The sequence below is a fragment of the Bacillus sp. AM1(2019) genome, from assembly GCF_009906915.1.
Taxonomy (GTDB): domain Bacteria; phylum Bacillota; class Bacilli; order Bacillales; family Bacillaceae; genus Bacillus; species Bacillus velezensis.
The window spans coordinates 2,296,928-2,310,569 of sequence record NZ_CP047644.1 but is presented as its reverse complement, the minus strand read 5'-3'; the positions used below and the strand labels follow the sequence as shown (position 1 = coordinate 2,310,569).

Here is a 13,642-nt window from a genome sequence, read left to right as displayed (position 1 = left end):
TTATCTTAATAAAGATCATCAATAGTCACTGAACTTTGTTGCCCAGAATCACGAACTTCTGAATAAATATCGAAATTTGTGCTATTAGTCTCAGAGGCTTGCTTCTTTGAGCGTTCAGCGATGAAGGATCGAGCGATTGCTGAGTTGATTTCAGAAATAATTTCGTTTTTAAGCTCGACAGAAGGTGACTTAGAGAACATTTCAATTTTCTCTTTTGCGACATCCTTTTCTTCAGGAGAATATTCCTTTAAAGCTTGGTTAAGCTCTCCTTGCATCTTTTCGGCTACCGCCTTGTTTTTGAATTCCTTTAAAGAATTAAGCTCTTCATCTGCCTTGGCTTTTTCATCCTTAGCTTTTTGCGCTTCTTTTTCTTTTGCATCTGCCTTAGCTTTTTCATCCTTTGCAGCTTTAACAGCGGCATTCAGTTCTTCAGTTTTTTGCTTTAAATCCTCAGTAAGTTTTTCAACTTTTTGATTTAACTCTCCAATTTCTTTATTCTTATTATCAAGTTTGTTGTTTAACTCAAGGACTACTTCTTCTTGAGATTTTGGCATTAAATTATCCTCCTTTTTGTTACTGTTTAATTCAAGTAAAATGGCAGCGTCATCTGCTGGATCGATACCTAAAATTGCATCACCTGTAAAGTCAAACTTCATAGGTATACGCCCTTGCTCTTTCCAGCCACCTTCATATTCAATTGCATCTGAACCTTCTACAGCTGCTATTTCAACCGAGGTCTCAGGGAAATCACCATCAAACATTTTTGATTTTAACCATTGAACAAATTTAGGATAGCGCTGGTTGTATAGGAAGCCTTCAGCTATTAACACTCTTTTTGGCTCGCCATTAACATCTATAGTGTCAATGTAAGCATTAGTAGTCGTACCAACCACTGCGCTGTTTTCAAAGAGAGGGGTGCCGTCCTTGACTTCTGTTAAACCGTGTCCGAATGGCTCACTGTTTTCATCATCCAAGAATTCTGCGCAAATTGGCATTAACTTAATTGATTCAAGGTTAGCGTTTATGTATTTCTCCAGCCAGGTAATACCGTTCTTGTTGAACTGAGTATTGTTTTCATGGATTTCGAGAACGACCCACTTGATGTATGTTTGACCACTGGTTTTTTTCTGATTGTTAATTTCTAAAATCGTGCTTTTCAAATACTAATCACCTCCTCTCAAGAGCCAGAAGGCGTTCCGTTACTGTTATTTGTCTTCGATTTAATCGTGTTTTCATTTTTCGGATCATCGATCTCAGGTGCGCCGGCTGACTTATCGTTATTCTTACTCATTGTGAAAGAGGTCGCATGAACAGGGAATTTTTCATCAAAACCTTCGTCTTTTTCATATTCCATTAGGGATAAGTAAGCATCAGGATTCCATCCAGTAGCGGCTATCCAAGCAATAAGGCTTCCTCGACCACTTGTATAAAGGTCTTTCATGTTTTGGACTTTTTCTTTCCTGTTAACGTGGGTAAGAGGGAGGTAGTAAACCTCAATATAAGAGCGAGGATCTTTGATGATATTGGCGTTTATCACCTTGTTAAACTCACTTTGAATTTGTTCTAACCAGGAGAATATTTGGGAAGAAACCATCTCGATATTGGTTTGTTGAGAAGAGTAGTTACCGTCTTGACCATTGAGAGCAGATCCTGCAAATCCTAAATTTGTAGTGATTCGTTTAATGAGCTCGTCTTCACCTTTAACCTTCAAGAAATCTACATTAGTTTCCAACTTGTCTAATTTTGTTCCAGAGGCCAAAGAGAAGAACTTAACACCTTTAACGCTTCCTTTAGCAACTAACGCTTTTTTTATATTCTCATGCTGCTGCTCCTGTTGCTTTTGAGATAAGGCTGATTTGCCTTTTTGATCACCTTCAGGGAAAGTCTGATAAATTAAAGTGCTGTTGAGCTCATCTAAAATGTTTCGTTTAGTGTCAACAAAGTATTCATCATAAACCATATCAATAAATGCGGATAAACCGATTGGGCGTCCCCATTGATCTTCAATGTCGCTACTTCCTTTAACAGCAATAGTCTTATTGTTATCAAGAACTAACCATTTTCGATTTTGGTCTTTCTTATAAGCCCTATAGCCTTGTCTGATTTCTTCTGGCCATCGTCTAAGCTTGAGCGATCTTCCGTTACTTGTGAACTTGTCAAAATAGGAGACATCAAAAGCTAACTGATAAGAGGAATTTTTCCTGCCTATAATTTTGCAATAATCCAGAGGAAGAGGGAGGACGGAACAATTAAAGGCGTCAATAGCATTTGATTCAGTTATTGATCCGATCTCATTGTCACTTAGAGTGGTGGGAAAAGAATCATTGGCTACAGAATCAAAATAATAAAAACCAGTGCCGTATTTGCTGAGTTTTCCTAATGCATCCCTGACAACACTTTTGTCGCTGATTTTCCTTAAAGCCAAATTGAACTTTTGTTTGTTCAATTTGAAATCAGCTACTTTACTTGATCCCAAAATAACTCTGTCTAAAGTAGGGAGGGCTACCATGTAGTCAATAACGTTTCTATACACACCATTTGCGTTATAAAGCAATTTAGAGGCATCCCTAATCTGTTTATTGTAAACGTTGTGGTCTTTCAGCCATGATTTAACTTTGTCGTAAGAAATGCCGTTAAATAAATCATTAAAGAACAACGAATCAAGCGGCGCTAAATTTGTATTAAACTCATATGATGGCTGTGGTTCAGGTGTAGTCATTATTCACCTCCTCAATTTCTAATTAAAAAAGAATCCAAATGAATACTCATCATCGGATTCTTCTTTTTCTAAAAATAAAGCTATGTAGTAAAGAGCGTAACTCAATGCACTGTACCTATCTTTATCAATACGTTTAACTACTTGTTCAACGCTAATTGAGTTCTGTGTTTTCTTTAGCCTTAAGTTGGCTACTTCATCAATTAATAATTGTGTTTGAATACATGTGGCCTCAACCATTATATCGTCGCTGATGACTTTTTTGCTTTTTATTTCTTCATATGGTCTCAATAATTTCAACTTTCCAGATTCAACATAATCTAAGAAAGTGGTAATAATCTTGTCATTAATCCCTTGAGATTTGAGGTTGTAAACAATAGCAGGGGAGTTTGGAACATCTGGCTTCTGATCAGTATTGATTGTTGCCCAGCATCCTAATTCTTCATTCGTTTCTGGATCTGTAACATCTTCTAGAAGTCTATCCACTAGTCCACTCCCGACTCCGTTTCCATCCACAATCACAGCTCTAACTCTTGATATAGATAGATCTTCATTACCTCCATAGTTTTTGAAAACTCTTTTAACCATGATCGATTGCTCTTTAAAATTCAAACCATTTGGTGGCTCGATTATATTTACAACCTGGACTTGTCTAATTGCATTATTGGAGTTGCGAATAATCTTCAGAACAATGATGGCTGTTTTGTTGTTTGACTTTTCACTTGAGCGGGCAACATCGACCCCAATCACATATTCATTTAATAAGAAATTCTTATTCTTATCTCTAGGGCAGGTCAGTTCTGGGTTTGTAATTGTCCTTGCTTTGATCAATTTGCTAATGTTGATAAGTGCTCCATCACTCGCACCAACCCATTTAGACTCATAGTTCATTGCAAAAGCAGTTGATGAGGTTGTAGGATCGTTTTTCTTTGCAAGTATTTGAGTCCGTGTTTCACCTCTGCCAAAGTGACAAGGTAACTCCCAGCTTGCTCCTAGAACAATTTTCCCTTTTAAATCAGCCATTTCATCAAGCATGTTTAAAATCCTGTTGAATTCATCCGATCCTCGATAGCCTGACGTTGTTAGGTAATTAATCATTCCGTTCAATTCAAAAGGGTTTACTGTAGCAAGCTTACCAATTGTTCTTCTGGGTACGTTTACTACTGGTTCAAGCACATCTTTAAATAGCTCGTTATTTAAAAGAGCTGATTCTTCAACATTTAGCCTTCTTCTACGCTGGCCTTTTGTAGACTGTGCATTTGCCAGTACAGAATAAACTCCTCCTGAAGAAAACTTAACCTCAACAGAGTCTTTAGTAAAAGAAGGTCTCCCAGCTAATTCATTTTTCATTAAAGGAAACCACTTCATAATTTCATTGTGTTTCTCTTCACTAATTGAAGCAGCGTTTTCTCTGGTTTGTGCTGACATGGCTATTGTGATATCAGGAAACCAAATAGCAGTATGGTAAATTGACATTAACTCAAGCATCGTTTTACCAAACCCACGAGGGAAAACTCCATACGTACTTACAAAACGACTCATACATCTTAGGAAAACCCTTTGATCTAAGTCTAGCCTCATGCCGCCTTTTTCTGGCTTAATTAAGTCGTACCATAAATCAGGAAACCACCTTGCCCATTGAACAAATTCAATCCATTTGTCTAAATTTCGCTCAAAAGTATCAACCTTATTTTGATTTGCTTGAACAGGGGAGTTGAATTCAGGGTCGCTGTCTAATCTTGAACTTTGTTTGGTGTATTTAAAATTATCTCTTTGAAAGTTCTTTCTCGAAGCCATATTTATAACTCCCTCATGGAAGGATCATTATCTAATTCTTGTTTCTCATAATCAGCTCTCCGTTCTTCATAAAAGTTGTAGATATCTTTATAATCAGCCGCAGGAAGACCTTTTAAGTCCCGAACATAATTCAAATAACACCATAGAACAACATCTGGTTTATCTTTTGGTTGAGAAACAAACTTCGGTAAGATAGGGATAATGTCAACTTTCTCTTCAACCATTCTGGCCAATTGACCAAATCCATCTAGACCTTGCGATAAATCAGCTTTACTCATTTGAGAAGGTTTTAATTTACCTGCTTCAGCTGTATCTTTTGCCATTGCAGCCCAGTCTTTAGCCTGTTTGAAATCTCCTTTTGCTTTTGCAAGTGTCTCGTATACTTTATTTACACAGTATTCTCGCAAGCACTCTTCATGCATTGTGGTAAGTAACTGAAAAGAGGGTTTGAGTTGAAGGAATTTCTTTTCGAAAAGGAGATAGTCGTCATCGGGGTAACCATATCCGTAATTTTCTTTAAGTTTCTCTAGATAATCTGAATCAATATTTTGCGTGGTTTGTTTCTCTTCTTCATTTGTTGTAACGTTTTTAATTTCTTCTTTTACAAATATACTGTCTTTCCAACCAGTCCCGTTAAATTGCTTTAATGAATTAGCCATAGTCATATAAGCGCTAAATGTATCAGTTTTTCTCTTTTCAGCTTGATCCCAATACAACGGATCAAATTTAACATCAATCTGTTGTAAGACTGTATATATTGATTCAATATTGTTATAATCAATGTTTTTCTTCAAGCAAGTCTTGCAAATAGGGACTTTTCCTGTCTTCTCATACAGGCTACTTCGTGAATTGTAGAACCCTGACTCTTTGTCCTTTTCTTTTTGACAAGCAGCACAGATCAATTTTTCCTTTTCTTTGGCTTTTCTAGGCATTCATTCACCTCCATGTTATTGTCCAAAACACATTTTATAAAACGCCCAGCAATAAAGAGGAAGGGGGTTACCTCAATCATCACTGGGCGTTCTAAAAAGGCGCTTAAACTAAAGAAGAGAGGACATCGTCATGATAAAATCCCCCCTTAATTTCAACGTCCAGCTCTTTAATCGTTTTTAGTTGCTCTTTGGTAACAGTGCTATCAATATATACACCATTCGCTAAGCGTCTGCCTAATATACGATTGGCCGGAATAACAACGCAACCTATACCTTTTTCTTCTCCAAGTTGTTTATAAATATTTTCTTCAGTATTCGTACCTACAATTACAGGAATATTGTTTTGTTGTGATAAAGTCATAAGGAAAGTTGTTTTTCCTTTACCGCGGTCAGCAGTGTCTACGAAAACAAGTTTTGGGGCTTTTTTGTGAAATCTACTTTGTAAATCTTTATCAACGTTCTCTATCATTGTCCATTTTCTATCTGATGGAAAAAATAATTCTCTTTCAAATAGATTTTTATGCAAGCAGCGTAAAACCTGACTGATTTCCTGATCACACTTGTGGCCAGCTTCTCTAAGTCTTATCAATGTTGCTAAATGTCTATTAAGGTAATCAAACCCTATTTTCTTCATTCTCATCAATCCTCATCGCATTATTTATTTTTAATAGTTTGTCAAAACAGTCTCTTTAACTTCATCTTTAGTTAAGTGACTAAATTTGTCCCAATCTTTTTCACGAATATTAAAGTTGAATTTACTGAGCAAAAGCTTTACATCCTCAACTGTTTTAACTTTGTCAAAGTCAATTTCTCTGTATTTGATTTTTTCCGAACGTGCAACTGAAGGCATAATTATACTCATAAAAATCTCCCTTTGGTTTGGATAAAATTAAAGTTTTATCAATAGTGAATTTTAAAGAATTCGTTATCTTGTGGGTTTACTTTGAAAATCAAATCTAAACCTGAAACTTCTCCACTAACACCTTTAAGTTCTGCTCTAGAAATAATTTCGACATTGTTAAATTCTAAAGTAACCTTGTGTGACTTTGTTGTCTCAATATGGCGACCAATTGTTTCAGCTAATAGTTTGAATTCAGAACGAGGAGTTTCTTTTAAAACTGAAATATATTGTTTCTTCCCTAACTTTGATTCAAAGGAGGTAGGAGCTTTATATTCACCTAAAAATTTAAGTACATCAAAGTTTAGCAGAGCATTCTTTGCAAAAATCAAATACGTTTCATGTTCATCGCTATAAAAGATTTCAACATCTTGAAGAGTTGTTAAATCAATTAAAGACTCTTCAGTTTTTTTATCATACAAATGAAGGTTATACACTTCGTGCATTGCTAAGTCCACGTATATTTCCTCCCTGATTATCATTTTTAAAGCGAATTATGTATGTAGCCTCAATACCTGCATCATCAAAAACCATAAATTTCTGAGAAGGTTTTGTGCCGAACCGACCTTGCATAGCATAATCATCCGCACCGACAAGCGCTCCGTTTACTACAACTGTTGTGCTGCCGTACTCTTTTTCATAATTGTGATGAATATGACCGCCGAATATGTAAGAAGGGATGTAGCCAAGCAATTGGGGTAATCGTGTTACACACTGATCAACACGATCATAGTGTCCGTGTACAAACACGACTTCCTGATTGTTGATTTTAGCGGGGATGAAACCGTCTTGCTCAGGTTCAATGGAGATGTTCTTTATGTTCTTTAATCTAGCTTCGAGGTACCAATTAATGAGGTATTCAAAATTTTCCTTAATCCCTACATCATTTTTAGAAGGGGAGAGGCGACCATGATTTCCTGCCACGTTGTAGAACTTAACCTCTTGAAACTCACTTGCCAACATCGCTAAAACCTCAGCAAGCGTTTCTGATACATACTTAATTTGTTCTACAGCATCTTCATTGGCCTGAACTCTTGTAGACACATGGATAAGTCCTCCGATTAAATCGCCGAGGTTTGCTACATGTAGTGTAGATATGTGATTCTGTTTGCCGTACTCAATCACTTTGTTGGTGAGATGTTCTACACGCTCATTAAAAATTTCTTTATTGAATTTGTTAATGCGGTTGTCGATTTCCATTCCGAAGTGCCAATCACTGAATAGAGCGAGTCCATGTTTTTCAGTAATAGCAGGTGATGGGAAGGTAAAGCGAAGGGGTCTTTTTGACTCTAGAGATGCAATAGCTTGTATGACATCATCTTTAATTTGTTCAAACCGTGCTTGATTGGCAATGACTTTCCGATATTCTCTTTTTTGATCTCGTGCTTTGATTGTTTGTTTTTCGGATTCAATGCGAATTTCTTCATGTTTTTGTTGAACTTCTTTGTTCATATTCTTTGAGATAAAGTAATCGTGCCAGCGCTCAAATTGTTTAAAGTCTTTACGCCATTTGCTTTCATCATAGTTGGTTCCTTGATCCTTATTTAAAAGGGCAGCAATTGTTTTTGTGTCAATGTGATAAGTGCCTTTGTTTTTGAAAAGTCTAATATGATAATCAGTGAACGATTCGTCTTTTTCTCTCTGTAACACAGTATCTAAAATAGCTGTCATTCAGTCACCGCCTACTCAGGAAGTCCTTCAGTTTCTTGGGGAACAACATCACTGTCACTTTTTAACGTGAAATCAATTAGCTCCGTTTTGCTTTCCATCTCTCTTAAATACTTAGATAATGAGTGAATTTGTATGCCATCACCTTTATGCTCAATAATTTGATCTTCATCAACATTTACAGTACATTTTTTAAAAGAATACTCTTTCTTGCCTTTAGCCAAATTAAATTCCTCCAATATGTGTTTTATTTACGTTCAATAAGCTCCTTCGGAAGCCCGATGATCCGAAGCATCGGTAACGTCCGAAAAGGGGATATAAGGAGATGAAAAGATAAGTCGGATAGGCGTTGGGGAAACGCCCGAAGGAGATTATTGATAACTTGCGTACCGGAAGGCTCGGAAGCCTATTCCGGTCGGCCCGTAGGCTAACGCAAGCACAAAAAGACCTTCTAACGATTTAGATGGCCTTGTTCTGATTACATTCTAACCCCGTTTCACCTACATCAGTAGCCCACGTAGGGACGCAAGCCTTCAGATCGACAGGGAATACGCTGATGTGAAACCTTTGTAGTCGACAAACTATAAGTAAGTCGAAAATAACAAAAGAAGCCAAATAACGTCTTCAGAAACTCCTTGTACATCATGGTACATGAGCATAAAAGGCTGGTTATCGCTGTGCGAAATCCAGCTGGCTCCTTCTACACCTGGCAGATGAGCTAATTCATTTATAGGCTGCGAATGAAGGAAATCAATCCTGCGTTATTGCCAACTACTCAATCATAATATGGGTTAAGTAGTCGCCGAACAACCTCTGAATTCGCAGTGAAACACTTGATTAGTAGCTGGCTTTAGAAGGAATCCCAAAGCTTGACGTATCGAGGTATCTTTTATGTCCCCCACGCGGGATTAAACGGCTACTCTCGTTTAATGAATTCAAAAACAAATATTGAGAAGGAAAGACCCATTATAAGCCTTCTCAATGGCATTTTCAGTCTCTCTTGTCAGGTTACACGCCTTATTGAGAAACAAAGCGTCTCAAACGCTCGCCATTTATTTTGCACAGTTTTCTCTGACCCGTGTAAGGAGGTATGTGCATTGGGAAGGTAAGGCTCCATTCAGAACATTGAAGGAGATAAGTGAAATAAAGTGAAATTGAAAAGGCAAGACCGAAAATAATCCTTTTCTGTGAAATGGGAGTGGTGATCAAGCGCTCAAAACCCATTTCACTTATTTTACGAGGGTATGTAATTACAAAGCCTCGCTAACCCGGAAAATTTTTATGTGGCCGCATAATAAGCATCAAAGCTTACAAGGACATTATTTAAAGGGAAGGGAGACGCATCTTCCTTACCTAAGTGCAAGCCGAAGCAATACACCGCAATTAATATTCAGGTTATATGCCACCCATAATAAGACCCTGATGGGATTCAGTCGCAATTTGCATTAATGCATTAAGTCTTATCGGCATATTTAGCCCGATAATAGCCATTCTTGTCTCTTTAAGATACAGACATCCGAGTTAACCTCGAACCCTCATAAATGACCATTATCCGACCAACCACAATGACCAGTTGTAGCTGTAAAGTCGAATTTAATGCTTTTGTTCGTATGAAAGTGAGAATAGCAATGTTTAGAAAAAGCTTAATCCACGATGGGGCAATACCCCGCTAATATCCACTTATCCAAAACCCTGGCATCCAAGACCTCAAACAAATGAATATTAGCGGAGAACTGATATCCCACATATCAGTAAACAGCTTATTATTGACGACACCCCCATGCCATCAATAAAAGAACTCTAATTAATAAACCTGGAGATGAATACATGAAAAAAGAGGGGAGGTCGACAATTTCCTCCATAACTTCTAACTCTGCCACTTTTAGGAGCATAAGCTCTATGTGACAAAGGCGTGCAGGAAGCCTTTCCTGTCGTCCTCAATAAATTTTATTAAGCTTTCACTGCGTCTTTTAGAGCTTTAGCAGCCTTGAAGGCAGGTGCCTTTGTAGCTGGAATATCAATTTCCTCACCCGATTGCGGATTTCTCCCTTTACGAGCTGCACGTTCACGAACTTCAAACGTTCCAACTCCTGGAATCTTGATTGATTCACCTTTTGTTAGTGCTTCAATGATGACATTAAATACTGCTTCCACTTTAGGTGCAGCTTCTTTCTTAGTAACTCCTAATTTTTCTGCAACTTCTCCAACAAATTCTGTTTTGTTCATGTTTTAATTCCTCCTAGTGATATTGTTTATTTTTGTGTTAAAGTAAAATTACGGTAACGTTTATGCTTCTTTTGAAAAACGGGAGACGTACTCACCCTTATATGTGGAAATTAGCTTTCTTTCTCCCTTATGGCGATTATCTCAAAAGGGGCTTTCAGACCAGTCATATCAAGGGTTCAAGGCGCTTTTTTCGTTAAACTTTTTCCGGTAAAATCGCTGTACCCCTTGGGGGAGTAAGGCTCAGGGCACTTTCTATTTCGCTACCAGTTGTTTTCTCTTCCATTCTCTTTTTCTTATCTTTTCTCGTTCATTTAAACATTTTGTACAGTATTTTTTCTTGTTTCCTTTATTGCTTATAGGTTTCAAGCAGCTTAAACATACCTTCCTGTTCTTTAAGTTTATTGCTAAGTTATTTAATAGAATCTCACCAAAGCACTCCCATAATGTTGATTTAAATTTGCTTTTCTTTTTATATAGGTACTTTGCTAAAACATCAGCAACATATTGCTCGTCATTATGGATTTTCAACAATCTGTCTTTGATAACCTTATAAACATAAAGTTTTTGTCCAGGCTTAATGTCCTCATCATTCATGAGCCATTTCTTGTTCTGGTCTAATCGTTTGTATTCACGAATAATTGCATCGTCCAATTTAATATCCCTGTTCTTGAGCAGGAAGCGGTAATCAAATTTTCCTGCCACTGCTGCGAAATTAATTCGGTCAGAAGGGATAATGGAGTCTAACTTATTTACTGTGCTTTCATTAATTAACTCAACACTATGTTCTTCTTTGTCCTTTGCATTGATAAAGAAGTGAGGCACTTTATTTTTTATGTAATCTTTAATTTTTTCATCAACATGATCAGGACGGGTCGGCATGAATAAGGTTTTTGCAAAATCAATAGTAAAGTTATTTTCCATGCATAACCATTTGATCACATCCAGATTTATATTGTCGCTGTTCCATATCTTAGTGATGTTGTTGCTGTATTCCCCGATATTGATCCCATAAGCAAGAGTAAGTGCTTCATATACGTTCCTGCTATTAATCTCTTGTTTCTGGGCTACAGACATTTCATAATACAACGGAACGATGTTTTCCATATTACGCTTGGCAATATTGACGATTAACTCATCAGAAATAATTAAGGCCTTATCCCCGTCATTATCAAACTGTAGCAACTTAGATATCGGATCATGAATGCTTGTGTAAACACCTGGGGTAATGAACCACTTTTCATATTTCTCATCTTTTTTGTTCCACCTAACACCATGCTCTCTGAATAGGTGAGGGGAGCGGAGGATGTCAATATACCCTTCATCATATAAAGAACAATGGACATCATTTCCTGAAAGCAGTCCTTTTGGATTCTGGATATTCAGAAATAATTTTTCGCAGAAAGCATATAGATCAGGGCATAAGTATGTATAACGAGCACCATCCACAAGCAATTTTCCTGATTTGGCATCTTTAATCATGCTTTTCTTTTTATTTTTAATAATTTCTTTCGTGTGATCATCGTTAAGAAGTTCTGGATATAGAAGTAAAGCGTCCTGAAGAGCTGTCCGATGTTTCTTTTTCTCCGTAGCTCCAAGAACTCTTAACATGGTTTCTTTGTCAGTTCCCAATGTGGTTATTTCTTTTACAGTCTTTGAGCTCATTTGAATTAATTCTTCATCTGAGATATCTGTAAGTGTCTGGAGCATTTGATATGTGAGCTTACCTTCAACAGAAGGGTCTTCTTCGTTGAGTTTTGCCCCTAAGCATCCATATTTTTTATAATTGCCTTGATATTCTTCCCACGATGAATAATACTTCCACATTTTAAACTGGCTTTTAGTGAAGATAATTTGAACATCATCTTTCACTACGTCCCATTCCTTGCCGTATATATCAGTTACTTTAAAAGCTTTGTTTTCCTCAGCAAATTTACGAAAATCAAAAGGGACTAATAAACCCTTTACCCATGGGAGTCTTACCATGAAGCTTTTACGACTTAGAGTGGGGAGTATCATTCCGCAGCCATCTGTATGTTCAATGGGAATGTTCATTGTTTTTCGTGTGATATCGTAGGTATCTCGATCAATGTAGTCAACGAGACTCGACACATCAGTTTCTAAGTCGTTGACAACAATGGCTTTATCAATATCAATCTCCCAAGGGCTACTGGCACTGTTAGAAAGGGCCATATAGCTATTCCATTTGTTAATGCTACTACCACCAAGGGAGTTGATCTTTTCAATACTTAAGCCGCATGTCAAAGCATCCTGATACTTATCGTAGGTGCTTTTTTTAATGAAACATGACTTCTTTGTACGAATTTGACCGGCGCTGCTCGTGAAATAAATGTATTTTTCATTGTTATGTAAAAATCCCTGATCAATAATGTCCTTCAATACTTCAAAATGGTAAGTCTGGACAACCATGATTTCCTCTGAAAGGGTGTTTTCTTTAATCCCTAATGTTCGGGTCAACACTGAATCAAATAAAGAAATCACTTTATTATCCCTTAAGCTGTCAGTTCGAAGTGTTCTTATGTTATTATGTTCTTCGAATGCGGAATAGAGGCATTCTTTAAGGTATGTAATTCTTTGTGATATGTATTTCTTATGTTTATTATTTACATTGTCTAATGTCTTAAGATAATCTCTGTATCTATAAGACTTCAAAATCTTATTATGTAATGAATTTTCTTTGTCATTATAAAATGCTGATGTGTCCACGCTGTATATGTGAACTTGCTTAGACAATCCGTCTTTTTTTCTTTTCAATCAATCCCCTCCATTTATTTTATTTTTACTCTAAAAGTGCTTAATATTCGCTATTAAGATATTGATTTACTAAACTTCGATATGTAAAGCTTTGCTTATTAATCTTTCCGTACCATTTATAATCCTGATAAAGGTATTCTTCTTCGGGTGTTGCTGTCCCATCGACTACTTTTCCCTCAATAAATCCCATTAAATGACTAAATAAATACTGCTTTTTCATCTTACACCTCCATACTATTTTATTTTTATTCTTAAAGTAATTAAAATAAAGACCACTTCATGTGGTTGTGTCTTTATTATATATTTTATTTTTACTCTTGTAAACATAAAAATCCAAAGTTAATTGGATTTAATTTCGATTAATTCAAAAAGATCGTCAACTTTACAATTTAGAATATGTGCCATCAATAAAAGATTGTATGTACTAGGGAGGACGGTTGCAAATCCCTCGCTGTCATTTTTACACCATCTAGATATACTTGCTCTTTCAGCTTTTATTTGCTCTGCTAACCAGCCTTTTTCAATACCTTTGCTGTTTAGAAATGAATCCAACTTACTTTTAACCCTATATTCCATTTAAATCATCCTTTTGCTGTTTGAATAAATTTTATAAAATGACCGGTTTACATACAA

At 36.6% G+C, this 13,642-nt stretch carries 13 protein-coding genes and 1 pseudogene; all 14 read right to left on the bottom strand.

Going from position 1 to position 13,642, the window contains the following annotated elements:
- Window positions 1-5: 5 nt before the first annotated feature.
- The gene (locus GNE05_RS11350) at window positions 6-1,160 is read right to left on the bottom strand and encodes a hypothetical protein (RefSeq protein ID WP_020954173.1); all 1,155 of its coding nucleotides are present in this window, start codon (window positions 1,158-1,160) and stop codon (window positions 6-8) included.
- A 17-nt stretch (window positions 1,161-1,177) separates the two neighbouring features.
- Entirely contained in the window at window positions 1,178-2,719 is a 1,542-nt protein-coding gene (locus GNE05_RS11345; RefSeq protein WP_160182813.1) for a hypothetical protein, read from the bottom strand.
- 18 nt (window positions 2,720-2,737) lie between these two features.
- Window positions 2,738-4,513, bottom strand: coding sequence for a hypothetical protein (locus GNE05_RS21025; RefSeq protein ID WP_201741785.1), 1,776 nt, complete (start codon window positions 4,511-4,513; stop codon window positions 2,738-2,740).
- 2 nt (window positions 4,514-4,515) lie between these two features.
- Window positions 4,516-5,445, bottom strand: a complete 930-nt coding sequence (locus GNE05_RS11330; protein WP_201741784.1) for a hypothetical protein — start codon at window positions 5,443-5,445, stop codon at window positions 4,516-4,518.
- 103 nt (window positions 5,446-5,548) lie between these two features.
- Window positions 5,549-6,079 carry a hypothetical protein gene (locus GNE05_RS11325; RefSeq protein WP_160182812.1) on the bottom strand — a complete coding sequence of 177 codons (531 nt, stop codon included), beginning with the start codon at window positions 6,077-6,079 and terminating at the stop codon, window positions 5,549-5,551.
- 30 nt (window positions 6,080-6,109) lie between these two features.
- Complete coding sequence (locus tag GNE05_RS11320; RefSeq protein WP_160182811.1) at window positions 6,110-6,307, bottom strand: hypothetical protein; 198 nt, start codon at window positions 6,305-6,307, stop codon at window positions 6,110-6,112.
- Window positions 6,308-6,345: 38 nt separating this feature from the next.
- Window positions 6,346-6,801, bottom strand: coding sequence for a hypothetical protein (locus GNE05_RS11315; protein ID WP_022553084.1), 456 nt, complete (start codon window positions 6,799-6,801; stop codon window positions 6,346-6,348).
- Entirely contained in the window at window positions 6,773-8,014 is a 1,242-nt protein-coding gene (locus tag GNE05_RS11310) for a metallophosphoesterase family protein (RefSeq protein ID WP_160182810.1), read from the bottom strand. Before GNE05_RS11310 ends, GNE05_RS11315 begins: the two co-directional genes overlap by 29 nt.
- Window positions 8,015-8,025: 11 nt before the next feature.
- Window positions 8,026-8,235 (bottom strand): YonK family protein, encoded by a 210-nt coding sequence (locus GNE05_RS11305; RefSeq protein WP_160182809.1) that lies wholly within the window; start codon window positions 8,233-8,235, stop codon window positions 8,026-8,028.
- Window positions 8,236-9,277: 1,042 nt separating this feature from the next.
- Window positions 9,278-9,389 (bottom strand): annotated as a pseudogene (locus tag GNE05_RS11300) (hypothetical protein); the annotation flags it as partial.
- Between the two features lie 572 nt (window positions 9,390-9,961).
- Window positions 9,962-10,237 (bottom strand): HU family DNA-binding protein, encoded by a 276-nt coding sequence (locus GNE05_RS11295; protein ID WP_077722257.1) that lies wholly within the window; start codon window positions 10,235-10,237, stop codon window positions 9,962-9,964.
- A gap of 252 nt (window positions 10,238-10,489) precedes the next feature.
- A complete protein-coding gene (locus GNE05_RS11290) occupies window positions 10,490-13,009 on the bottom strand; it encodes a hypothetical protein (RefSeq protein ID WP_160182808.1) in 2,520 nt (839 codons plus the stop codon).
- Window positions 13,010-13,049: 40 nt separating this feature from the next.
- The gene (locus GNE05_RS11285; protein ID WP_014417885.1) at window positions 13,050-13,229 is read right to left on the bottom strand and encodes a hypothetical protein; all 180 of its coding nucleotides are present in this window, start codon (window positions 13,227-13,229) and stop codon (window positions 13,050-13,052) included.
- A 119-nt stretch (window positions 13,230-13,348) separates the two neighbouring features.
- Window positions 13,349-13,585, bottom strand: coding sequence for a helix-turn-helix domain-containing protein (locus GNE05_RS11280; protein ID WP_021493593.1), 237 nt, complete (start codon window positions 13,583-13,585; stop codon window positions 13,349-13,351).
- Between the last annotated feature and the right edge of the window lie 57 nt (window positions 13,586-13,642).